At 61.2% G+C, this 22910-nt stretch carries 25 protein-coding genes and 1 tRNA gene; 13 read left to right on the forward strand and 13 right to left on the reverse strand.

From position 1 onward, the window contains the following. Positions 1 to 11 precede the first annotated feature (11 nt). Both trmFO and ACR0NY_RS02390 read right to left on the reverse strand, forming a co-directional pair. Complete coding sequence (gene trmFO, locus ACR0NY_RS02385) at positions 12 to 1352, reverse strand: methylenetetrahydrofolate--tRNA-(uracil(54)-C(5))-methyltransferase (FADH(2)-oxidizing) TrmFO (RefSeq protein ID WP_170368430.1); 1341 nt, start codon at positions 1350 to 1352, stop codon at positions 12 to 14. A 274-nt stretch (positions 1353 to 1626) separates the two neighbouring features. Further along, the gene (locus ACR0NY_RS02390) at positions 1627 to 2412 is read right to left on the reverse strand and encodes an enoyl-CoA hydratase (RefSeq protein ID WP_170338659.1); all 786 of its coding nucleotides are present in this window, start codon (positions 2410 to 2412) and stop codon (positions 1627 to 1629) included. Between the two features lie 58 nt (positions 2413 to 2470). On the opposite strand from ACR0NY_RS02390, the gene ACR0NY_RS02395 reads away from it, so the two are divergent. Then, positions 2471 to 2914, forward strand: a complete 444-nt coding sequence (locus tag ACR0NY_RS02395; protein ID WP_093962028.1) for a PaaI family thioesterase — start codon at positions 2471 to 2473, stop codon at positions 2912 to 2914. A gap of 61 nt (positions 2915 to 2975) precedes the next feature. Here ACR0NY_RS02395 and ACR0NY_RS02400 read toward each other — a convergent pair whose 3' ends face one another. Further along, entirely contained in the window at positions 2976 to 3203 is a 228-nt protein-coding gene (locus tag ACR0NY_RS02400) for a DUF1127 domain-containing protein (RefSeq protein ID WP_093962029.1), read from the reverse strand. A 99-nt stretch (positions 3204 to 3302) separates the two neighbouring features. Between ACR0NY_RS02400 and ACR0NY_RS02405 the strand changes: the two genes are divergently transcribed. The 3 genes from ACR0NY_RS02405 to rpsI all read left to right on the forward strand — a co-directional run bounded on the left by ACR0NY_RS02405 (position 3303) and on the right by rpsI (position 5821). Further along, on the forward strand, positions 3303 to 4706 hold the full coding sequence (locus ACR0NY_RS02405) for an aminotransferase-like domain-containing protein (protein WP_170338657.1): 1404 nt from the start codon (positions 3303 to 3305) through the stop codon (positions 4704 to 4706). Between the two features lie 164 nt (positions 4707 to 4870). Further along, positions 4871 to 5329 (forward strand): 50S ribosomal protein L13, encoded by a 459-nt coding sequence (rplM, locus tag ACR0NY_RS02410; RefSeq protein ID WP_093962031.1) that lies wholly within the window; start codon positions 4871 to 4873, stop codon positions 5327 to 5329. 6 nt (positions 5330 to 5335) lie between these two features. Further along, complete coding sequence (gene rpsI, locus ACR0NY_RS02415) at positions 5336 to 5821, forward strand: 30S ribosomal protein S9 (protein ID WP_005983014.1); 486 nt, start codon at positions 5336 to 5338, stop codon at positions 5819 to 5821. A gap of 70 nt (positions 5822 to 5891) precedes the next feature. Here the strand turns inward: rpsI and ACR0NY_RS02420 are convergent, their stop codons facing one another. The 9 genes from ACR0NY_RS02420 to ACR0NY_RS02460 form a co-directional block, all read right to left on the reverse strand. Further along, positions 5892 to 7052, reverse strand: a complete 1161-nt coding sequence (locus ACR0NY_RS02420; RefSeq protein WP_170338655.1) for an ABC transporter substrate-binding protein — start codon at positions 7050 to 7052, stop codon at positions 5892 to 5894. A 31-nt stretch (positions 7053 to 7083) separates the two neighbouring features. After that, entirely contained in the window at positions 7084 to 8970 is a 1887-nt protein-coding gene (locus ACR0NY_RS02425) for an AMP-dependent synthetase/ligase (RefSeq protein ID WP_170338653.1), read from the reverse strand. Positions 8971 to 8975: 5 nt separating this feature from the next. Next, complete coding sequence (locus ACR0NY_RS02430; RefSeq protein ID WP_170357796.1) at positions 8976 to 9749, reverse strand: ABC transporter ATP-binding protein; 774 nt, start codon at positions 9747 to 9749, stop codon at positions 8976 to 8978. Continuing rightward, the gene (locus ACR0NY_RS02435) at positions 9746 to 10510 is read right to left on the reverse strand and encodes an ABC transporter ATP-binding protein (RefSeq protein WP_170368431.1); all 765 of its coding nucleotides are present in this window, start codon (positions 10508 to 10510) and stop codon (positions 9746 to 9748) included. The genes ACR0NY_RS02430 and ACR0NY_RS02435 overlap by 4 nt, the downstream gene beginning before the upstream one ends. Beyond that, a complete protein-coding gene (locus ACR0NY_RS02440) occupies positions 10507 to 11604 on the reverse strand; it encodes a branched-chain amino acid ABC transporter permease (protein ID WP_170368432.1) in 1098 nt (365 codons plus the stop codon). Before ACR0NY_RS02440 ends, ACR0NY_RS02435 begins: the two co-directional genes overlap by 4 nt. A 4-nt stretch (positions 11605 to 11608) precedes the next feature. Continuing rightward, positions 11609 to 12484, reverse strand: a complete 876-nt coding sequence (locus tag ACR0NY_RS02445; protein WP_170368433.1) for a branched-chain amino acid ABC transporter permease — start codon at positions 12482 to 12484, stop codon at positions 11609 to 11611. A 76-nt stretch (positions 12485 to 12560) separates the two neighbouring features. Then, positions 12561 to 13589: a zinc-binding dehydrogenase gene (locus tag ACR0NY_RS02450; RefSeq protein WP_170368434.1), complete on the reverse strand. Its 1029-nt coding sequence runs from the start codon at positions 13587 to 13589 to the stop codon at positions 12561 to 12563. A 231-nt stretch (positions 13590 to 13820) separates the two neighbouring features. Continuing rightward, positions 13821 to 14372 carry a hypothetical protein gene (locus ACR0NY_RS02455; protein WP_170338643.1) on the reverse strand — a complete coding sequence of 184 codons (552 nt, stop codon included), beginning with the start codon at positions 14370 to 14372 and terminating at the stop codon, positions 13821 to 13823. A 208-nt stretch (positions 14373 to 14580) separates the two neighbouring features. Next, positions 14581 to 14670, reverse strand: a tRNA-Ser gene (locus tag ACR0NY_RS02460). A 123-nt stretch (positions 14671 to 14793) separates the two neighbouring features. Here ACR0NY_RS02460 and ACR0NY_RS02465 point away from each other — a divergent pair. From ACR0NY_RS02465 to ACR0NY_RS02505, 9 genes are all read left to right on the forward strand, one after another. After that, the gene (locus ACR0NY_RS02465) at positions 14794 to 15636 is read left to right on the forward strand and encodes a DUF2059 domain-containing protein (RefSeq protein ID WP_170338641.1); all 843 of its coding nucleotides are present in this window, start codon (positions 14794 to 14796) and stop codon (positions 15634 to 15636) included. Then, entirely contained in the window at positions 15636 to 16442 is an 807-nt protein-coding gene (locus ACR0NY_RS02470) for a DUF2059 domain-containing protein (RefSeq protein WP_170338639.1), read from the forward strand. Before ACR0NY_RS02465 ends, ACR0NY_RS02470 begins: the two co-directional genes overlap by 1 nt. Before the next feature lie 208 nt (positions 16443 to 16650). Then, positions 16651 to 17265: a 50S ribosomal protein L21 gene (locus tag ACR0NY_RS02475; RefSeq protein ID WP_170338638.1), complete on the forward strand. Its 615-nt coding sequence runs from the start codon at positions 16651 to 16653 to the stop codon at positions 17263 to 17265. Between the two features lie 11 nt (positions 17266 to 17276). Further along, a complete protein-coding gene (gene rpmA, locus ACR0NY_RS02480) occupies positions 17277 to 17546 on the forward strand; it encodes a 50S ribosomal protein L27 (protein ID WP_005983052.1) in 270 nt (89 codons plus the stop codon). Between the two features lie 96 nt (positions 17547 to 17642). Then, the gene (locus ACR0NY_RS02485; protein ID WP_170368435.1) at positions 17643 to 18251 is read left to right on the forward strand and encodes a LysE family translocator; all 609 of its coding nucleotides are present in this window, start codon (positions 17643 to 17645) and stop codon (positions 18249 to 18251) included. Next, positions 18248 to 18784 (forward strand): GNAT family N-acetyltransferase, encoded by a 537-nt coding sequence (locus ACR0NY_RS02490; RefSeq protein WP_170338635.1) that lies wholly within the window; start codon positions 18248 to 18250, stop codon positions 18782 to 18784. The genes ACR0NY_RS02485 and ACR0NY_RS02490 overlap by 4 nt, the downstream gene beginning before the upstream one ends. Positions 18785 to 18821: 37 nt before the next feature. Then, the gene (obgE, locus tag ACR0NY_RS02495) at positions 18822 to 19856 is read left to right on the forward strand and encodes a GTPase ObgE (protein WP_005983058.1); all 1035 of its coding nucleotides are present in this window, start codon (positions 18822 to 18824) and stop codon (positions 19854 to 19856) included. Beyond that, entirely contained in the window at positions 19844 to 20950 is a 1107-nt protein-coding gene (gene proB / locus ACR0NY_RS02500; RefSeq protein WP_170368436.1) for a glutamate 5-kinase, read from the forward strand. Before obgE ends, proB begins: the two co-directional genes overlap by 13 nt. A gap of 51 nt (positions 20951 to 21001) precedes the next feature. Then, positions 21002 to 22264 (forward strand): glutamate-5-semialdehyde dehydrogenase, encoded by a 1263-nt coding sequence (locus ACR0NY_RS02505; RefSeq protein ID WP_170368437.1) that lies wholly within the window; start codon positions 21002 to 21004, stop codon positions 22262 to 22264. Between the two features lie 9 nt (positions 22265 to 22273). Here the strand turns inward: ACR0NY_RS02505 and ACR0NY_RS02510 are convergent, their stop codons facing one another. Next, the gene (locus ACR0NY_RS02510; RefSeq protein ID WP_093962052.1) at positions 22274 to 22870 is read right to left on the reverse strand and encodes a histidine phosphotransferase family protein; all 597 of its coding nucleotides are present in this window, start codon (positions 22868 to 22870) and stop codon (positions 22274 to 22276) included. Positions 22871 to 22910 lie beyond the last annotated feature (40 nt).

The raw sequence follows: 22910 nt of genomic DNA on the forward strand, positions 1-22910 counted from the left end.
TCTGCGTCCAGTCAGCTTTGCGTCAGCCACTGCTGCCATGCCTCCTTGGCGCGATCGGTATAGGCTTTGTAGCGATCCTTGCGACCACGGCGCCCGCCCTTCAACCCGTCGACCGGCCGGAACAGACCGAAATTCACGTTCATCGGCTGAAACGTCTTGGCTTCGGCGCCGCCGGTGATGTGGTGGATCAGCGCGCCAATGGCGCTGTCCTGCGGAACCGGGGGCAGGGAGTCGCCAAGGATCTCTGCCGCCGCGAGACGACCTGCCAGCAGGCCCATCGCGGCGCTCTCGACATATCCTTCAACCCCGGTGATTTGCCCGGCAAATCGGATGTTCGGCTTGGATTTCAGGCGCATCTGCGCATCCAGCAAGGTGGGCGAGTTGATGAAGGTGTTGCGATGGATGCCGCCCAGACGTGCAAAACTGGCATTCTCGAGCCCCGGAATCATCCGGAACACCTCGGTCTGGGCGCCATATTTCATCTTGGTCTGGAACCCAACGATGTTGAACAGCGTGCCCAAAGCGTTGTCGCGACGCAGTTGAACCACGGCATGAGGTTTTACGTCCGGCTGATGTGGATTGGTCAGGCCCACCGGTTTCATCGGCCCGTGACGGAGAGTCTCGCGCCCACGCTCGGCCATCACCTCGATCGGCAGGCAGCCATCGAAATAGCCAGCTGTTTCACCTTCGTGGAACTCGGTCTTGTCAGCGGCCAGCAGCGCGTCGATGAAAGCCTCGTACTGGTCACGGTCCATCGGGCAGTTCAGATAGGCGGTACGCTCTTCCTCGGTCTCACCTTTGTCATAGCGCGACTGCATCCACGCCTTGCTCATGTCGATCGTGTCAGCGTAGACGATCGGGGCGATCGCGTCGAAAAAGGCCAGTGCTTCGGCCCCGGTCTCGCGCTGGATCGCTGCGCCCAACGCTGGCGAGGTCAGCGGACCGGTGGCAAAAATCCAAAGTCCATCGTCCGGAAGCGTGGTGACTTCCTCACCGGTGACGGTGACGCGTGGGTGCGTCTTCAGCTTGGCGGTCACCGTTTCGGCAAAAGGTTCACGGTCTACGGCAAGAGCGCCGCCCGCAGGAAGTCGGTGGGCGTCAGCGGTGGTCATGATCAACCCATTGGCCGCGCGCATTTCCCAGTGCAGCAAACCAACGGCATTCTGCTCGTCATCATCAGACCGGAACGAATTGGAACAGACCATCTCGCCCAGGTTGCCGGTTTGATGCGCAAAAGTGCCCACTTTGGGGCGCATTTCGTGAATCACGACGTCCACGCCCATTTCGGCGGCCTGCCATGCGGCCTCGGATCCGGCCATGCCGCCGCCAACGATATGCAATTTCTGTGTCATGTGCGTCCAAATAGGGCAGGTGGCCCGCGCGTGCAACGGCCAACGAAAACTGCTGCCAACAAGGCAGCAACGCTATGATTTTATTGGGAAGTCTTGGGGTCGCCGCTGCGGGAATGTCTGCGCCGGTGAGAGAAACCAGCTTGGAGGGACCTTCCGCCCACGGCGACCCAAAAGATAGTGAAGGCCTCAGCCCTTTCCCAGCTTTGCCACAGAGATGCCCTTTTGAAAAGTGCAAAAATGCGAACAGTCGATAATTTTAGCCATAACAATTGCGTCATTGGGTCCAATTTGGTGAGCGTTTTTCGATAAATGCGGAAATACCTTCCTCGGTATCCCGGTGCAGCATATTTTCGGCCATTACGCCGCCGGTATAGGCATATGCCTGATCCAAAGGCATCTGAAGTTGCTGATAAAACGCCTGTTTCCCGATCTTTACCGCCGCGCCCAGTTTGGACGCCAACTGCTCGGCCAACGACAGGGTTTCATGCTCCAGCAGCGTTTCCGGAACGACACGATTGACCAGGCCCAGCTCGGCGGCCCGCTCCGCTGGTATGAAATCACCGGTGGTCAGCATCTCAAACGCTAGTTTGCGCGGAATGTTGCGGCTCAGCGCCACCATCGGCGTCGAGCAGAAGAGACCGATGTTCACGCCATTGACGCCGAATCGCGTTCCTTCGGCCGCCACGGCCAGATCGCAGGTCGCCACCAGTTGGCAGCCGGCGGCCGTTGCAATGCCATGGACCTGCGCGATCACCGGTTGGGGCAGGGATTGGATCGACATCATCATTCGGGCGCAGCGATTGAACAGTTCGGTGAAGTAGGCCTTGCCTCCATCTTCAGCCTGCCGGCCCGCGGTCATCTGCTTGAGGTCATGACCGGCACAAAACGCCTTGCCTGCCCCTGACAGTATCACAGCGCGGATCGTGCGATCATCGCGCAGCGTATCCAATTCAGATTGCAGTGCCTCCAGCATTTCGTCGCTCAGCGCATTCAGCCGCTCGGGCGTATTCATTTTCAGATGAGCGATCGCGCCCGTGTCGTTACGTTCCAAAATTGCCATCTTGCCCTCCTGCCGGCTGTGGGGCCAACTTTAGGTCGGCAAATCGAGGAGGGGAAGCATGTCATTGGCAATGAACAAGGAAGAGCTGACGGAATATCTGGCGCAGGTCTTCCCGCAGGTGCACAAGGATTTCGTCGTCATGGATCTGACCGACGACTCGATCCGCATGCGCCTCGTTGTCGAAGATCGGCATCTGCGTCCGGGCGGAACTGTGTCCGGACCTTCGATGTTCGCCCTGGCCGATGTCTGTGTCTATTCAATGGTTCTGGCGCGAAAGGGTCGTCAATCCCTGGCCGTGACCACCAGCAGTTCCATGGATTTTCTGCGCAAACCTGCCGGTGGAGCCGACATGATTGCCGAGTGCAGGTTGCTGAAACTGGGGCGTACGCTGGCTGTTGGCGACGTCCTGATGTACTCGGAAGGGCAGGAGGCGCCGGTGGCGCGCGCAAGCATGACCTACTCGCTGCCACCTGCCGGCTCCGCCGCAGCTGCGTTCGGATAAAAAAATGCCGGGGACAAGCCCCGGCACAGGAAGAGGTCCCGTAATTGGGACTGGGGATATTCTAGCCAAGCCAGAATTGGCGGCGTGCTTCGCGGTCAGCCTCAAAGCGCGTCAGCCCGACATCCTTCAGCAGACGGTCATCCAGCCTGCTCAGGTTGACGCGGCTGCGGCGCCGGCGTTCCCATTGGGTGACAGTCGCCGCAAAACGCACGGCCAGCGCAGCGATCAGAGGCAGCCGGGGGCTGTCGTTCAGCAGCAAGAGGGCGGGGGTGTGCATTGCGCGTGTCATGGTAAGTATCCTTTCAAATTGTATTGACACAAAGCATAAATGTTCGGTACATTGCTGTGGTACATTCAAGATTGTACTGAACGCAAAGGAAGAATTGTAATGGATACAATTTGGCCGACAGACCTGCCAAAATCCAAGGGACCAAAGTACACACTGGTCGCAGATACAATTCGAAAAGCCATCGAAAACAAGCAGCTGGAAGTCGGGGTGAAACTTCCTCCGGTGCGGGAATTGGCGTATCGATTGCAAATCACACCGGGAACGGTCGCCCGGGCTTATTCCATTCTGACCGAGGAGGGGTTGCTGCAGGCCGAGGTCGGGCGTGGTACATTCGTGGCACCACCGAAAATGCCATTGCTAGACGATGTCTGGTCACGGCAGCTTCACCTTCGGGACGACAAGTATGACGCCAATGTCAGCCTGTTCAGCCCGCGACTGCCAGATGTCGGGCAGGTGTCCCTGATACGGTCATGCCTTGCCAAGGTGGCGCAGGGGGATCCGAAGATGTTCATGAACTATCCCACCCGCGACGCTTACCTGCCTGTGCGCCAGGCGGTCGTAGATTGGCTCTCCGACTTGCCGCTGGGTGCTTTGAACGCCGATGACATCGTTCTTACGCATGGCGGGCAAAGCGGACTGTGCGTCGTGTTCCAGACCGTTCTGCGCGATCCGAAACCCGTTGTTCTGGTCGAGGACCTTTCTTATGCTGGGTTCCGTCGAGCCGGTGAGTTGATGCGCGCCGAAGTTATTGGTGTGAAAATGGACAAATGGGGTATCAGCCCCGACGCGTTGGACCACATCCTTCGTCAAACTCGGGCGCAAGCGATTTGCGTGTCGCCCGAGGTTCAGAATCCGACCGGTGGGCATTCGCCTCTTGAACGCCGCAACGAGGTGATCGAGATCGCCCGCCGCTACGATCTGCAAATCATCGAAGACGATTGCTATCGTATGGGCGAGGCGCGCGCACCCAGCTACAGGGCACTTGCGCCTGAACGGGGCTGGCATGTGTCGTCGATTTCCAAGACCCTTACGCCTGCGTTGCGCGTGGGGTTCGCCATCGCTCCGCGGGAACGCAGCGGAGACCTGCGCCGATCGGCGGAATACGGGTATTTCGGATTGGCGCAGCCATTGGCCGAATTGACCCGCTTGCTCCTCAGTCACCCTCAATCCAGGCAAATGGCGCGGGATGTTCGCGCGAAGATGGGTGAGTATGTACGGGTGGCCGTCAATGCACTGGGCGGCTTCAATCTGAACTGGGACCCCGATATTCCATTTGTCTGGCTGAGCCTGCCGTCCGGCTGGCGCGCCGCAGCCTTCAGCAGGGCTGCCGAGCGTGAGGGCATTCAACTCCGATCGGCAGATGAATTCGCGCTGAGGGATGGAAGGGCGCCAAATGCCGTGCGCATTGCGATGAACGGGCATGTCTCGCTGAAGCAGTTCGAATCCGCCATGTTGCGTCTGCGCGCCTTGCTGGACAATCCGCCCGAACAAATCAGTGTTTGATTTGGGGTAAATAGATACCTATTTTTTAAGCTGCTGTTTTTTAAACTTAAATTGGACGTTACCGTTCTTGACGTGCACTTTCGAGCCATCTAAATACCCATTCATCGAATTCGGGCCGCTCCGCCTTGGGGGCGGTCTTTCACATCAAACAGGATTGTCCTGACATGAAAACCTTCTCTGCAACACCTGCAGACATCGACAAGAAGTGGATCCTGATCGACGCCGAGGGCGTTGTTCTGGGCCGTCTTGCCTCGATCGTCGCCATGCGCCTGCGTGGCAAGCACAAGCCGTCGTTCACCCCGAACATGGACATGGGCGACAACGTCATCGTCATCAACGCCGACAAGATCCAGATGACCGGCAAGAAGCGCGACGAGCACTTCTACTGGCACACTGGCCACCCGGGCGGCATCAAATCGCGCACCAAACAGCAGATCCTGGAAGGCGCGCACCCCGAGCGTGTGGTCTTTCAGGCCGTCAAGCGCATGCTGCCGGGCAACCGTCTGTCGCGCAAGCAGATGACCAACCTGCGCATCTATGCCGGTGCCGAGCACCCGCACGAAGCCCAGGCCCCCGAAGTTCTGGATGTCAAATCCATGAACAAGAAAAACACCCGGAGCTAATGACCGATGGCTGATCAGATCAATACTCTCGAAGAGCTGAGCGCCGTCGCAGGCGTTGAAACCGTGGCCGAAGAAGTTGTTGTGCGCGAGCCCGTGCGTGACGAACTGGGTCGCTCCTATGCAACCGGCAAGCGTAAAGACGCTGTTGCCCGCGTTTGGATCAAGCCGGGCTCCGGCAAGGTCACCGTGAACGGCAAGGACCAGGACGTGTATTTCGCACGCCCCGTTCTGCAGCTGATCCTGCGTCAGCCGTTCCAGGTTGCTGGTGTCGAAGGTGAATTCGACGTTGTGGCAACCGTCAAGGGCGGTGGCCTGACCGGTCAGGCCGGTGCGGTCAAGCACGGCATCTCGAAAGCGCTGCAGCTGTACGATCCCAGCCTGCGCGGTGCGCTGAAGGCCGCTGGCTTCCTGACCCGCGACAGCCGCGTCGTGGAACGGAAGAAATACGGCAAGCGCAAAGCCCGCCGTTCGTTCCAGTTCTCGAAGCGTTAATCGCTACCGAGTTTTTCAAATGCAAAGGGCTCGCATTCGCGAGCCCTTTTTTCGTTGTGTTTCTTTGGTTTTACTCTTCGTAGACCATTTTCCACGCGCCGTTTTCCACCACGTTGACGTAGACAGTATCGGCGCCCTGATGGTCATCGGGTCCAAAGGTCATGTGGTTGCCGACCAGTTCATCCTGATAGTCCAGCGTCTCCATTGCAGCGATAAAGCTTTCCTGGGTCAGGTCGGGGCCGGCGGCCTCCAGCGCCTTGACCATCATTTCGGCCGCGGCATATCCCAGCATTGAAAAGCCCACCGGGTCTTCGCCGGTGGCAGCCTTGTATTCCTCGATGAAGGCCTTGGGGGCCGGTTCATCCGCGCGGGCCCACAGGTCCTGCCACGAGGCGGCGGCGTAGAAGCCATCGGTCACGCCACCCGGCACCTGTGCCACCACGGTCAGGAAACTGGCCGAGGTGCCCAGGAACTTCATGTCCGTCAGGCCCATCTTCTTGGCGGTGCCGACCACGGTGATGGCCTGCCGTACGCCCAGGGCGATGGTGACGATGTCGCAGCCTTCTTCCTTCAGCTTGCTCAGCGAGCCCACGAAATCGGTTTCGTCAGGTTTATGAGTGGTTTCCGCGGCAAAGGTAGTGCCGGATTCCCTGGCGCCTTCCTGGCTGCCTTCCAGGATTTCCTTGCCGAAATCGGTGGGCAGATACATCGTGCAGACCTTGTCGCCGCCGAATTCCTGCGCCAGATATTTCACGCCCACGCGCGCTTGGTCGTAATAGCTGGAAAACGAGGTGAACTTGTTCTTCATCGGCTCCTGCAGCATCTGCCGCGCGGCCGACAAGGGGGCGACGTTGGGAATGCCTTTGGGGTCCAGCAGCTTGAACCCGGCCAGGTTCATCGGCGTGCCCAGCGATTGCAGCATGGCAAACACCTTGTCGCGGTTCAGCAGCTTGTTGTAGCCCTGCATCGCGCGCGGCATCTGGTATCCGTTGTCCTCGACCACATAGCGGATCTTGCGGCCATGCACGCCGCCATTTGCATTGACCCGGTCGAACACCACGTTCGCGCCCTTGGTGGCCGGAACCCCGACGGCGGCGAAAATGCCGCTGAGGTCATTGACCGACCCGATGACGATTTCGTCGTCAGTCACGCCTTGCGTTTCGGCCCAGCCCACCGAGGCCAGGGCGGACAGGGCGGTTGCTGCCGCCAGCCGTCTGATTGCTTTGGTCATGTGTCTTCCTCCCTTGGGATTGATCCCTGTTCTATTTGTACATGTCTTCAATGAGATGCGCGTGTTTCTTTTCCACCAAGCTGCGTTTCAGTTTCATCGTCGCGGTCAGTTCGTCATCTTCGGCAGTCAGCAGCACGTCGATCAGGCGGAAATCCTTGATCTGCTCGACCCGCGCGAATTCCTTGTTCACCGCCGCCACTTCGGCACCGATCAGTTCGCGCACCTCGGCTGCAGCGCAGAGCGAGGCGAAGTTCGAAAACGGCACCTTGCGGTCCTGCGCGAACTTCTCGACGTTTTCCTGATCGATCATCACCAGCGCCGTCAGGTACTTGCGGCGGTCGCCGATGATCACTGCGTCCGAGATGTAATGCGAGAACTTCAGCCGGCTTTCGATCTCGGCCGGGGTGATGTTCTTTCCGCCGGCGGTGATGATGATGTCTTTGAGGCGGCCGGTGATGGTGACATAGCCGTCCGCGTCCACGTGCCCCATATCGCCGGTGCGCAGCCAGCCATCGGCGGTGAAGGTCTCGGCGGTTTTGGCATTGTTGCGCCAATAGCCCTGGAACACGTTCAGGCCGCGGATCTGGATTTCGCCCTCGTCCGAGATACGCAGGTCGATCCCCGGTGCGGGCTTGCCGATGGTACCGATGTGGTTGGCCTCGGGCGTGTTCAGCGTGGCGATGCCCGAGGTCTCGGTCATGCCGAAGCCCTCGACCAGCGGCACGCCGATGGCCCAGTACCATTTCAGCAGCTCGGGCGAGATCGGGGCCGCACCGGACCCGCCGCGCCGCAGCCGGTCCATGCCTAGCATCCGGCGCAGGTTGCGCAGCACCAGCCGGTCCCACAGCCAGAAATTCGCGGCCACCGCCGGCGGCACCGGTTTGCCCTGCAGGATGTACTCGGCCCGTTTCATCCCGGCCTTCAGCGCCATGCCAAAGGCGGCGCGCCCGGCCGGGGTGGCCTCTTGCGCCATGATCAGCACCTGCGAATAGATCTTCTCCCACACGCGCGGGACGGCGGTAAAGGTCGAGGGCGACACTTCCTGCAGGTTGGCAAAGACCGTCTCGGGGCTTTCGGCGAAGTTCACCGTACATTTCGAGGCCAGCGGGAAATAGATCGACACGTCGCGCTCAAGGATATGACACAGCGGCAAAAAGCAAAGCTGCTCGTCCGTTTCCAGCGCGGGCAGGCAGCGTGCGCCGCATTCGATCGCGGCCATGATGTTTTCGTTGCTCAGCATCGCACCCTTGGGCATGCCGGTGGTGCCCGAGGTATAGATCAGCAGCGCCGTGTCCTGCGGCGTGGCCAGTGCGATTTCGGCTTCGAACCGGCCCGGTTCTTCGCGCTCGGCCGCGCGGCCGAGGGCATAGAGATCCTCGATCATCATGCAGCGGGGGTGGGCCAAGTCGTGCAGGCCTTCGTCTTCGAGTATGATGACCTTCAACAGGCCGGGCACCTCGTCTTCTATGTCCAGAAATTTGTCCAGCTGCTCTTCGTCTTCGACGATCAGAAAGCGGCTGTCGCTGTCATTGATCAGGTACTTCAACTGGCTGGCCGAGTCGGTGGTGTAGACGCCCGAGGCGATGCCGCCGACGCATTGGATGCCCAGATCGAACCAGGCCCATTCCTTGCGGTCCTCGGACAGGATCGAGACGACCTCACCGCGTTGCAGTCCCAGCTTGCGCAGCGCCAGCCCGATCCATTTGGCGTGCTGCCAGTAGACGGCCCAGGAATAGGATTTCCAGATGCCCAGATCCTTTTCCCGATGCGCGGTGCGGTCGCCCAGGGCGGCACAGCGTTTCTGGAACAGCTCGGGGATGGTGACGCAGCCATCGACCCGCACGGGGCGCTGGCCGGGGGTGGCGTTGAACTGGACGCCGTTGATGGTGGTCTGCGGGGGCAGGGTGGTCATGTTCATCCGGCTCACCTCCACGTCTTCTTGCGTTTCCAGCGGCGGTTTTCCCGCGCGCCTTCCTCCTGCACGCCCAGATAGAAGTTCTGGATGTCCTCGGACCGCATCAACACGTCGGCGGGGCCGTCCATCACGATGCGCCCGACCTCCATGACATAGCCATGATCGGCCAGTTCCAGCGCGGCGTTGGCGTTCTGCTCGACCAGCATCATGGTCATGTTCTGCTCGTCATTCAGGCGTCTGAGGATGCCGAAGATCTCTTGGACCAGCAGCGGCGACAGGCCCAGCGAGGGTTCGTCCAGCAGCATGATGCGCGGGTTGGCCATCAGGCCGCGGCCGATGGCCAGCATCTGCTGCTGCCCACCAGACAGTGTGCCGGCCTCTTGGTTGCGACGTTCCTTCAGGACCGGGAAGTAGGAAAACACCAACTCGCGATCGCGCTCGATCTGGGCCTTGTCATGCAGGGTGTAGGCCCCGAGGCTGAGGTTTTCGTTCACCGTCAGCAGCGGGAACACCTCGCGCCCCTCGGGCACATGCACGATGCCCTTTTGGACGATCTTGTGCGGCTCCAGCCCCTGGATTTCCTCGCCGTCGAAGGTGATCGTGCCCTTTTCCGGGTCCATAACACCCGAGACGGTCTTCATCAGCGTCGTCTTGCCCGCCCCGTTGGCGCCCAGGATCGAGACGATCTGGCCCGGGCGCACGTCCAGCGACACACCGCGGATCGCCATGATCGGGCCATAGAAGCTTTCGATGTTGCGGATGCTCAGGATCGGTGCGCTCATGAGGCTTTCCCCAGATAGGCTTCGACGACGGCGGGGTGCGATTGCACCTGCGCCGGTGTCCCAAGGGCCAGTTTCGCCCCATCGGCCATAGCCAGCACCCGGTCAGACACGCCCGAGACCAGCCCCATGTCATGTTCGACCATCAACACCGTGATCCCCATTTGCCGCCGGATGTCGTCGATCCACCAGCGCATGTCTGTTGTTTCCTCGACCGACAGCCCCGAGGCCGGTTCATCCAGCAGCAGCAGCTTGGGGTCGGTGGCCAGCGCACGCGCGACCTCGACAACCTTGCGCACGCCGTAGGGAAGCCCGGCGATCATCTTGTCTCGATAGGCCTGCAGATCGAGGAAATCGATGATCTCTTCGACCTTCTCGCGGTTCTCCAGCTCTTGCAGGCGGGCCGAGGGGGTAAAGAACACCTCGGACAGCAGGTTGGTACGCCGGTGGCGGTGCCGCCCGACCAGCAGGTTCTGCAACACGGTTGCATGTTCGAACAGCTCGATGTTTTGGAAGGTGCGCGCGACGCCATAGGCGGCCACGCCCGAGGGCTTGACCTGCAGCAAATCGTGCCCGTCGAACCGGATCTGGCCCGCGAACGGGTCGTAAAAGCGCGAAATCAAGTTGAACACCGTGGATTTGCCGGCCCCGTTCGGGCCGACGATGGCAAAGACCTCGCCTTCCTCGACCGAAAAGGACAGATCGTTCACTGCCGTCAGGCCACCGAATTTCAGGGTGACGTTCTCGAATTCCAGCAAGCTCATCTCAGGCGCTCCGTCTTGAGATAGGATTTCTGCCGCTTGAACATGTCCTTGCGGTAGAAGGGGAACAGCTCGAACCAGGTGCGGATTTTCAGCCATCGGCCGTAGATGCCCATCGGCTCGAACAGGATGAACCCGATCAGGATCATGCCGAAGATGCCGAATTCTAGCCCCGGAATGGCGACGGTTCCGCCACCGAAAAGGGCGCCCGCGTATTCCTTGGCGATCGACAGGAACTGCGGCAGAAACCCGATGACGATGGCGCCCAGAAACGCGCCGTGGATCGAGCCCAGTCCGCCGATCACGATCATCATCAGCAGCTGGATCGAGATCACCACGCTGAAGGTTTCGTTGTTGAAGGCCCCGGCATAAAGGCCCATCAGCGCCCCCGCCCATCCGGTCACGGCGCAGGAAAGGGCAAAGGACACGGTCTTGGTGCGCGCGATGTCGATGCCCATCGCCTGCGCAGACACTTCCGAGTCGCGCACGGCGATAAAGCTGCGTCCCAGCGGCGTGCGCAGAAGGTTGATATAGCCCAGCGTGACCAGAACCGTGACGGCCAACACCAGCCAGTAGAACTGCTCGGGCGTGCCCCAGCGGTCGACCAGATGGCCGAAAATCTCGACCCCGCCCATGTACTTGCCCGCGACACCGCCGGTGATCGGTTCCGCCAGAACGATGAGGTCGTCCATCAGGATCGACAGGGCCAGGGTGAAGATCGCCAGATAGATGCCGTGCAGCCGCAGGGCAGGGATGGCGACCGTGACCCCGGCGATACCGGTCAGAATGCCGGCCAGAGGAAAGGCCACCAGAAACGGCACGCCGGACTCGACCAGAATCACGTTGGCATAGCAGCCAAAGGCCAGAAACGCCGCGTGGCCCAGGCTGGCCTGGCCTGTATGCCCGGTCAGGATCATCAGACCCAGCCCGGCGATGGCCCAGATCAGAACGTTCGTCAGCTCTCCCAGATAGAACGCGTCCAGCCACCACGGCGCGGCAAAGACCACCGCCAGCAGGATCAGGTAGAGCGATAACTGGTATCCGTCCTTCCAGGGGCGGATGTCTTGCATGTAGTCGGTTTTGAAAACGATCCTCATGCGCTCAGACCTTCTTGACCCGGACCTGGCTGAACAGGCCGTGCGGGCGGAAGATCAGCACCGCCAGCAACAGCGCATAAGGCGCGATCTGGCTATAGCCCGCGGCGATGTAGCGGCTGGCGAAGGGTTCGATCACGCCGACGATCAGACCGCCCGCCAAAGCCCCGGGAAGGCTGCCGAACCCGCCGATGACCGCGGCCGCAAAGGCCTTGATTCCCAGCAACCCGGTGGTCGGATCGACCGATCCCTTGGCGGCGAACAGGATGCCCGCGATCCCGGCCACGATACCGGCCAGCCCCCAGATGAAACCCTGCACGCGCTTGACCGGGACGCCCATGTAATAGGCCGCCAACTGGTTCTGCGAGGCGCCCTGCATCGCCAGACCCAGCTTGGTCTTGCTGAAAAACACATACAGCCCCCACGTCAGCAGCACCGTCACGACGATGACCGCCACGTCCTCCATCCCCAGAACCAACCCGCCAAAACGGACCTCCTTGCCGGCCAGCGGATTTTCCAGCGTCTGCGGCTCGTGCCCCCAGATCAGCCCGGCAACAAAGCGGATCACGAAACCCAGGGCGATGGTCAGGATGACCACGGCGGTCTGGCTTTCCCCGAACAGGCGGCGGATGATCAACCGGTCCAGCAGATACCCCAGCGCGCCCATGATCCCCAGCGAGATGGGCAGGGCCAGCCAGAAGGGCAGGCCCATATACTCGGTATTGGTCAGCCCGATGGTGACGAAGGCGCCCAGCATCATAAAATCGCCCTGGGCGAAGTTCACGGCCTCGGTCGCCTTGTAGATCAGTACGAAGCCGAGTGCGATCAGGCCGTAGACACAGCCATTCGCCAGCCCGCTGATCAGCAGCTGTGCGTTGTCCAAATTCTCCTCCCAATTGCCGGTTTGCCCGGCGTCCTAACGCCCCGGATCTCCTCCAATCACCGGGGCGCCTGTTCTACTATGGCGTGATTATTACCTTACCGTCACTCTTTTTCAGTGCAACTGCCAGATCGGAAACGATTTTGTTCAGCGGGACATGCGCCGAGACATCCGTTTTCCACCGTTCGTCCGCAAAGCGGGCCTGCACCTCGGCAACCGCGCGCATCTGCTCTTCGGGTGGCGTGGACATCATCCATTTGGTCAGCCAGAAGCCCTCGATCTGCTTGCTCATGAAGATCAACTGGCCCATCTGGGTCAGCTTCGGCGGCTCGCTGCTGAGTTTGCCATAAGACACCCAGCGCCCGCCGTTGGGCATGGCGCAGAATACTTGCTCGGACAGCTGATCCGAGACCGCATCCAGAAAAACCCGAGGCTTGAGCTGTGCGCTGATGGCCGCAAACTTGGAGACGGCATCGTCTTCGGTGGTTACGATGACCTCGGCCGCTCCGTGGCTTTTGAGCAGTTCGACCGTTTCAGGGCGCCGCACCATGGCAATCGGCTTCAGGCCAAGGTCTCGGCCCAGCCCGCACATCAGCTTGCCCAACTGGCTGGTGGCCGCGGAAACGACAAAGGCCTCACCTTCGGAACGCGCGATCTCAACCATTGCCATTGCGGTCAGCGGATTGACGATCTGTGCAGCACCGTCATCGTCCGAGATCTCGGGCCGCAAAGGAATGCACATCTGGGCCTGTGTCAGGGCATACTCGGCCCATGCGCCGGACCCGGAGGCGACGAAGGCGACCCTTTGCCCCTTCAGCGCTTCGGCGCCCGCGCCGGTGGCGACGACGTCCCCGCACCCTTCGAAACCGGCCGGTGCACCTTTGACCCGCGGCTGACCGTACTCACCCTTGATGAAATGAAGGTCCGAGGGGTTCACCGATGCGGTGCGCAATTTGATCAGCACCTGGCCGGGGCCCGGCGTGGGCACCGGGATCTCGGCATTCTCAACCCAGTCGGCGGCGTCATCGATCGCCGGGCCCGTGGCCGTACCGGAGTATCCGTCAAATTTCTGGATCACGGCAAACATGGATTTGGGGAGTTCAGTCATTCTTTTTCCTTTGTTTCCGACATTTTCAAGCAAACGGGTCGATCCGAGTGCACGCCCCAGGGCAGGGCGCACCGATGCCGACAATAGGTCGTCCCGACTTGATGCGACTGGTTAAGCCAAGCCAAACAAATGGCACCGGACAGGTCAATCGACCACAGGGTTAACGTTGGGGAATTGGGAAGCCGGTGCAGGTGTGACAAGGCCGGAAAAATGCCGGCCTTGTCGAAGGCCTTATTGCGTCAACAGGTTGCGCAGTTCCTGAATCTTGAGCGCAGCCGTTTCCGGCGCTTCCTTGATGCCATCGAGGATCTTGATCACCTGGTCCTGAATCTCCTGGCTCAGCTGACTGTTCTTCACGGATTCAACCATCGCGTCATAGTCGAACTGCTCGGCCGACAGCATGCCTTCGTCAACCCAGGTATTCAGCAACTCCTGCCCTTGGGCAGTGAGTGCTGCAACCTGATCGCCTGCCTGGTTGGCCAGATCCGTGGCTGCATCGCCGGCCTGGTTTGCCAGATCCGTGGCTGTCTGACCGGCTTGCTCGGCGGCTTCACCGGCCTGTTCGACGGCGGCCGAGGCTGCGTCACCCGCTTGCTGCGCGGCCGTCGACAACGCCTCGCTGGCGGCTTCCTGGGCTGCGGTTGCGGCCTCGCCGACGGCCTCGCCGGCTTCTTTGGCGGCAGATTGCAGTTTCTCGGCCGGGGTGGGCTCGGGCTGATTCAGGTAGAAATACGCGCCGGCACCCAATCCGGCGATGATAATCAGGATGATAATGCGGGACATTGGGGTCTCCTTTTCGGATGTGTGCCGCTGATGTGGGGAGAAACTACCTGAGATCAAAGGGGAAATCCCAAAAATTCGGCGCATGTTCGGGGTTTGGGCCACTCGGCGCTGATCAATCAGACGATCGGCGGCGGCAACACGCCACCGGCGAAAATACACGGTTGCAACCATCAGGCGAACAAGAAAGGGGGGCGTCATTGGGAAGTAATGGCGGAGAGACAGGGATTCGAACCCTGGGTGGGCTTGCACCCACAACGGTTTTCGAGACCGCCCCGTTCGACCACTCCGGCACCTCTCCGCGGGGGTCTGTGAGGGGGGGATTTAGTTGTGATCGCCGAGGGGTGCAAGCAGAAAATTCCCGAATTCGCCAAACCGAGGATTTTCCATTGCCAGTCCGACGAAATCTCCTAGGCTGACATGTATGAGACATCTTCTGCACCGCATTTCGCTTCTGCTCATCCTGCCCGTGTTCGCGTTCGCTCTGACGGCTCAGACCGCCTTGTCCGCCAGTCGGGATCGGATCGAGGCTTTTCTGACCACGACGGGTTTTGACGTGGCGCTGGAAAGCATCGCACTGGCCTCGGCCTCGGCGCCTCAGATGCTGGGGATCGACCCCGAAGGTTTTGGCTCGCAATGGACGCGTCTGACGGAAGAGGTGTTCGACACCGATGACATGCATGAAACTGCGGTTGCGATTCTCGAACAGACGCTGAGCGACGAGGCCCTGAACCACGCGGTCGAGTTTTATGCTTCGGATCTGGGGCAACGGCTTGTCGAGGCGGAAAATGCCTCGCACCTTGTCGAGGATGACGAAGCCAAGCAACTTGAGGGGCAGGAGATCATATCCGATCTGGTCAAGTCCGGTTCGAGCCGCATCGAAAGCCTGAAGCGGATGAACAGTGCCATCGATGCCAGCGAAACCTCGTTGCGGGCATTGCAGGAGATCCAGCTTCGGTTCCTGCTGGCCGCCAGCGCCGCCGGAGTGATCGACCTGCAATTGGACGCGGACGGGCTGCGCCAGATGATGAAGCTGAACGAACCCGAGATGCGGCAGTCATTGCAACTGTCCGCCTTGGCCAACGCGGCCTATACCTATCAGGATTTCTCTGACGCGGATGTCGACGCCTATACCAAAGCGCTGGAACAGCCGCTGATGCAGGAAGTCTATGAGCTGTTGAACGCCATCCAGTACGAGATCATGGCCATGCGGTTTGAAGTGCTGGCGGCGCGCATGGCCGAGCTGCGTCCGGCTCAGGACATCTAATGCGGTTGCTACTGGCTCTGTGGCTGGTTCTGGCCGGTTGGGCCAGTGCGGTCACGGCCGATCAGGTCGACCGTCTGACCAAGGCAATGCATTTGTCCGACGTGATGCAGATTCTGCGTGATGAGGGTGTCGCGCAGGGGCGCGAACTGGACAAAAGCCTGCTGGACGGTGAGGGCGGATCGTTTTTCGAGGCCCAGGTTGAAGATTTGTACGACAAGGCCTGGATGCAGGCCAAGATTCATGATGCGCTGGCTGGCGGTATGTCCGAAGGGCAATTGGAGCAGGCCGCGCTGTTTTTCGAAAGCGACCTGGGCCGCGCCGTTGTGTCTTTGGAAAACTCGGCCCGCCGAACGTTTTCCGACGAAGCCATCGAAGAGATGGCCATGACCGCCTATCGGGAGGCCGATCGTGATGCGGCCTATTTTCGCCTGATCGATGAGTATGTCGAGATCAACGACCTTGTTGATCGGAACGTGCGTGGAGCGTTGCAGGCCGATTACAATTTCTTCCGTGGGTTGGCGGATGGGCAGGGCATCACGGGCGACGACGGGGAAATGTTGGCCCAATTGCTGGCGCAGGGTGCGCAGTCCGAGCAACAAACCCGCGAGTGGCTGTACTCGTTCCTTCTGTTTGCATACCAACCGCTCAGCGAGGCCCAGCTGCGCGAGAATATCGCCTTTTCACGCACCGAGGCCGGGCAGGCCTTGAACAACGCCTTGTTCGCTGGTCTGGACACCATGTTCAACGAGTTGTCATACCAGCTGGGCGTGACGGTGGCGCAGGTTCTGCAAGCGTCGGATCTTTAGGCCGGTTTGCTGTTGACTTTGCCCTGTGATCCGTGGATAAGCGCGCATCCCGGCCGGAACCTCCGCGCCGGGTATCGTTATTGCTGGCCTGACGGGTGCGCCCTGACGGTCGTTCATCCGCCCTAAAAAGGCGCGCTGTTCGAGGTGGCCTTGGCCGAAACACCCGTCTGACGGGGACCACAGAACGCGGTAGAAAAAGGAAAGACGCATGTTTGCAGTCCTCAAGACTGGCGGCAAGCAGTACAAGGTTCAGGCGGGCGACGTGCTCCGCGTTGAAAAACTGGCTGCCGACGCAGGTGAAAAAGTCCAATTCAACGACGTTCTGATGCTGGGTGGCGATGCTCCTGTTGTCGGTGCGCCGTTCATCGATGGCGCGGGCGTTCAGGCGGAAGTGATCGAACAGATCAAAGGTGACAAGGTCATCAAATTCGTCAAGCGCCGCCGCAAGCACAGCTCGAAGCGCACCGTTGGTCACCGTCAGAAGCTGACCCTGGTCAAGATCACCGACATCCTGCCCTCGGGCGCGGACAAGTCGGGCGTCAAGGCCGCTACCGGTTCGGCTCCGGCAGGTGAAGTTGCGAAAGCAGCGAAACCCGCCAAGAAAGCCGCTGCCAAGGCAGAGGCTCCGGTCGCTGCTGCTGCCGCTGACGATCTGACCCAGATCACCGGTGTTGGTCCCGCAGCTGCCAAGAAACTGGCCGAAGCCGGTATCGAGAGCTTTGCCGCTCTGGCCGCCTTGTCGGACGAGCAGATTGCTGCTATCGAGACGGTCAAAGTGAAACCCGAATGGGTTGAGCAGGCCAAAGAGCTGGCCAAAGGCTAAGGAGAGAGAGAATGGCACATAAAAAAGCTGGCGGTTCCTCCCGTAACGGCCGCGACTCAGCGGGTCGTCGCCTTGGCGTGAAACTGTATGGTGGCCAGGCCGCCGTTGCAGGCAACATTATCGTGCGTCAGCGCGGCACCAAGTTCTGGCCGGGCGAAGGCGTGGGCATGGGCAAGGATCACACCATCTTTGCAACTGTCGATGGCGCCGTGAAGTTCCACAAGGGACTGAAAAACCGCACCTTCATTTCGGTCCTGCCAGTGGCGGAGGCCGCAGAGTAAGCCGAAACCCAGAAGGTTTAAGAAAAATTCATGGGGGACCGGCACAAAGTGCCGGTCCCCTTTCTCGTTTTGACACAGATTTGATCGAAAGCCCCGATGCCCGTTGCAACCACCAGTTTCCTGATCTTTGCCGCCAGCCAGGTCGGCACGCCGGGACCGGCCAACATGGTCCTGTTGGGAACGGGTGCGCGCTTTGGGTTCCGCGCGGCGCTGCCTTTCGTGGCAGGCGTGATTCTGGGCAAGCAGCTGATCATCTGGCCGCTGGGCTTTGGCCTTCTGCAACTGGCAGAACAGGCTCCGACAGCGTTCGCGGTTCTGAAATATGCTTCGGCGGCCTATATTTGCTGGCTTGCGTGGAAAATCGCCAACCTGCGCCTGTCGCATCAGGACGCGGGCGAGGCGGTTCCCGGATTCTGGGCCGGGTTGGTGGTCCATCCGCTGAACCCCAAGGCCTGGGCGATGATCATCGCGGGATTCACCGGGTTCGTCGCGGCGGGAACATCGGTGCTGAGTGCGACGCTCACGATCGCGCTCGTTTTGTTGACCTGCCAGGTGGTCCTGCACCCGATCTGGACTTTTGCGGGCGATAGAATTGCCCGCGTGGTTGCGGGACGGCCGGCGGAAAAATATCTGATGTGGACTCTCGCGGGTCTGACTGTTGCATCCGTACTTTTCGTGTTGTTCGGAGGAGGAACACACCAATGAAACTTGAGGCAATCATAAATCAGCCGGTCATTGAAACCGAGCGGTTCGACCTGCGCCCGCTGCGCCGGTCGGACATGGGCCTGATCGAGCACTACGCAGGGGACGAGCGCGTGGCGCGCATGACCACGTCGATCCCGCACCCTTTGCCGCCCGGTTCGATCGAAGCTTTCGTGACCCGCGCCATGGCCGAGGACCGGGACGAGGACGTCTGGGCGATGGACGCCACCAAGGATGGCGGGCCCGAGTTGATCGGAGTGATCTCGCTCAAGCGGCTGGATCGCAACCAGTCCGAAGTGGGCTATTGGGTCGCGCCCCTGTACTGGAACACGGGCATCGCCTCGCTGGCGGTGGAAACGCTGGTTCATTCGAACCCGCTGGAAAACGCCACGATGTTTGCCAGCGTGTTTCAGGACAATCCCGCCTCGGCCCGGGTCCTGACTCATTGCGGGTTCCAGTACCTTGGCGATGCCGAAAGCTTCTCGGTGGCGCGCAACGCAAATGTGCCCACCTGGACGTACAGCAAAAAACTCTGACTTGTGGCCGATGGGGCCTTTGCAGTAGGGGACTGACATGAAATTTCTCGATCTTGCAAAGGTCTACATCCGGTCCGGGGCCGGCGGTAGCGGGTGCGTCAGCTTTCGACGCGAAAAGTACATCGAATACGGCGGCCCCGATGGCGGGGACGGCGGCAAAGGCGGGTCCGTCTGGGCTGAGGTCGTGGACGGGCTGAACACCCTGATCGACTTCCGCTATCAGCAGCATTTCTTTGCCAAAAACGGACAGCCCGGCCGGGGCCAGCAGCGCACTGGCAAGGACGGCGACGACATTATCCTGCGCGTGCCGGTCGGAACCGAGATCCTGGACGAGGATCAGGAGACGGTGATCGCCGACCTGACCGAAGTGGGGCAACGTGTCCTTCTGGCGCGGGGCGGCAATGGCGGTTTCGGCAACCTGCATTTCAAATCGGCCACCAACCAGGCGCCGCGCCGTGCCAATCCGGGGCAGCCGGGCGTGGACCGTACGATTTGGCTGCGCCTGAAGCTGATCGCCGATGTGGGCCTGCTGGGCCTGCCGAATGCGGGCAAGTCAACCTTTCTGGCCGCCACCTCGAATGCCCGGCCCAAGATCGCCGACTATCCCTTTACCACGCTGCACCCAAATCTGGGCGTCGTCGGCGTGGACAACGTGGAATTCGTGGTGGCCGACATTCCCGGCCTGATCGAAGGCGCGCATGAAGGCCGCGGCATCGGCGACCGTTTTCTGGGCCATGTCGAACGCTGCGCGGTGTTGCTGCATCTGGTCGATGGCACGTCTGAGACCATCGCGCAGGACTATCACACCATCATCCACGAGCTTGAAGCCTATGGCGGCGCGCTGGCCGACAAGCCCCGGATCACCGTGCTGAACAAGATCGACGCGTTGGACGAAGAACAGCTCGAACTGGCCAAGGCCGAATTGGAAGAGGCCGTGGGCGGCCCTGTCATGACCATGTCGGGCGTCGCCCGACAGGGCGTGACCGAGGTTCTGCGGGCCCTGCGCGCCCAGATCGACGAAAACCGTCTGCGCCAGAAACCCACCGAGGAGCGCGAGACGTGGCAGCCCTGACCGACGCAAAGCGCCTGGTGGTCAAGATTGGCTCGGCGTTGCTGGTCGATCGTTCGACCGGCAAGCTGCGGTCGGACTGGTTGCATTCGCTCGCGCAGGACGTGGCCTGGCTCAAGGGGCAGGGGACGGATGTGGTTCTGGTCTCCTCCGGGTCGATCGCCCTGGGGCGCGGTGTTCTGGGCCTGCCCGCAACCACCCTTTCGTTGGAGCAGTCCCAGGCCGCCGCCGCCGTCGGGCAGATCAGGCTGGCGCGGGCCTATGAAGAGGCGTTGGCCCCCCACGACATCACCACGGCGCAGGTTCTGGTGACGCTTGAGGACAGCGAGAACCGCCGCCGGTACCTAAACTCGCGCGCGACGCTGGAAACCCTGTTGGCGTTGGGAGTGGTGCCCATCGTGAACGAGAACGATACGGTGGCCACGGATGAAATCCGTTACGGCGACAATGATCGCCTGGCCGCGCAGATCGCCGTGACCGTCGGTGCGGACCAATTGATTCTGCTGTCCGATGTCGATGGGTTCTACACTGGCAACCCTGCCGAAGACCCGTCCGCCACCCGGTTTGATGTGATCGACGCGATCACGCCCGAGATCGAGGCAATGGCCGGTGACGCCGGTTCGGGGCTGTCCAAGGGCGGCATGAAGACCAAGCTGATGGCCGCGCAGATGGCGACGGCGGCGGGCTGTGACATGGCGATTACGGAAGGATCGCCATTGAACCCGCTGAAACTGCTGAATAATGGCGCGAACAGCACCTGGTTCAAGGCCAAGCTGGACCCGCATGCGGCGCGCAAACGCTGGATCTCGGCGATGAAGCCGCGGGGCGAGATCACGGTCGATGCAGGGGCTGTGCGGGCGCTGGAGAATGGCAAGAGCCTGCTGCCGGCCGGCATCGTCGAAGTGACGGGCGATTTCGGACGGGGCGACCCGGTGGCCATCAAGGATCACGAGGGCCGGCGTCTGGGATTGGGCCTCAGCCGCTATACCGCGCATGAGGCAGACGCCATCAAGGGGCGGAAATCCTCCGAGATCGAGGACGCACTCGGCTATCCCGGCCGTGCGGTGATGATCCACCGTGATGATCTGGCTTTGTAGCCGCGAAAACTGATAGATTTGGCTGGTCCGACGACCGGAAAGGCAAATGACATGAAGGACTTTGACAGCATTCCCGCCCTGATGGCCGATCTTGGCAAGCGCGCCAAGGATGCGTCTCGGGATCTGACCTTTGCCTCAGCCGAGCGCAAACACGCAGCGTTGATCGCCGCCGCCGAAGCCGTGTGGAAGAACCGCGCGCAGATCATCGAGGCCAACAGGAAAGACCTGGACTATGGCCGCGAAAAGGGTCTGAGCCCGGCCATGATGGACCGTCTGATGCTGGACGAGGCGCGCATTCAGGGCATGGTCGACGGGTTGCGCACCGTGGCCGAACAGACCGATCCGGTGGGTGAAGTTCTGGCCGAATGGGACATGCCTTCGGGGCTGAACATCCGCCGGGTGCGCACCCCGCTGGGCGTGATCGGCGTGATCTATGAAAGCCGCCCGAACGTGACCGCGGATGCCGGGGCGCTGTGCCTGAAGTCGGGCAACGCCGTGATCCTGCGCGGCGGGTCGGAAAGCTTTCATTCTTCGACCGCGATCCACGCCTGTCTGGTCGATGGTCTGAAGGCCGCCAACCTGCCCGAGGATGCGATCCAGCTGGTGCCGACCCGTGACCGGGCGGCGGTGCAGGAATTGCTGACCATGACCGACTATGTCGACGTCATCGTGCCGCGCGGCGGCAAGGGACTGGTTGGGCTGGTCCAGCGCGAGGCGCGGGTTCCGGTCTTTGCCCATCTTGAAGGGATCGTGCACATCTACATCGACAAGGCAGCGGATCCGCAGAAAACGCTGGACGTGGTGTTGAACGCCAAGACCCGCCGCACCGGCATCTGCGGGGCGGCCGAATGCCTGCTGGTGCATCAGGATATCGCGGAAACGCTGGGGCGTGACGTGATCGCCGCGCTGCTGGCCGCGGGCGTCGAGGTTCATGCCGCAGGTGCGCTGGCCATCGACGGCACCGTTTCGGCCAGCGATGTCGATTGGGGCACGGAGTTTCTGGACAGCATCATCGCCGCAAAACCGGTGGCCGATATCGACGAGGCAATCGCGCATATCCGCCAATACGGATCGAACCACACCGATTGCATCATGACCGAGGATCAGTCCGCCGCCGACCGTTTCTTTGAACGGCTCGACAGTGCGATCCTGATGCACAACGCCTCGACCCAATTTGCGGACGGTGGTGAGTTCGGCATGGGCGCCGAGATCGGGATCGCCACGGGCAAAATGCACGCGCGCGGCCCGGTGGGGGCAGCGCAACTGACCAGTTTCAAATATCTGGTTCGCGGCAACGGCACGACGCGCGCCTGAGGCGCCGGGTCAGAACCGCAGCACCACGCGGGTCGCGCCCGTCTCGGCCGAAACTCGACGGCCCTGCGCTGCCGCCGTCTGCGGCAGCAGGGCGAACTGGACCTGCGCCGGTGTCACCTTGTTGGCGAATGTGCCGGTCGGGAGACCTTTCCACAGGTCCGGATCGACATTCATGCGGTCGGCCGTACCGGTGACCGTCCATTTGTCGCCCACGCTGTCAATTTTGACCTCGCCGCCCATGGGCATGGCGCTTTCGCAGCACATGATGGCCAGAAAGGCCAGTTTGATCTGATTGCGCGGCATCGCCTCGGTGACGTTCCAATGCACCCGGACTCGGCCCGCACGCTCGACATCGCGCAGCAGATCCGTCACTTCGCTGCGGCCCAGCGGCTGATCGCTGGCCGCGCCAAAGGCCACGCGGAAAAACCGGATCCGCGCCCCGGCGCTGCCGACGCTGCCGGTAATCAGCTCCATCTCGGGGCCCTGGGTGCCGCCAACCATCTCCAACAGTTCCAGACCGTTCGTGATCGCGCCGATCGGGCTGATCAGATCGTGGCAGATCCGAGAGCCGATCAACTCGGCCAGGTTGACGTTGGTGTCGCCCATGCGTACCTCCTGTGGTATCCGCCCATGCCCGACCCGGAGC

The organism is Ruegeria sp. BJ5 (genome assembly GCF_056537865.1).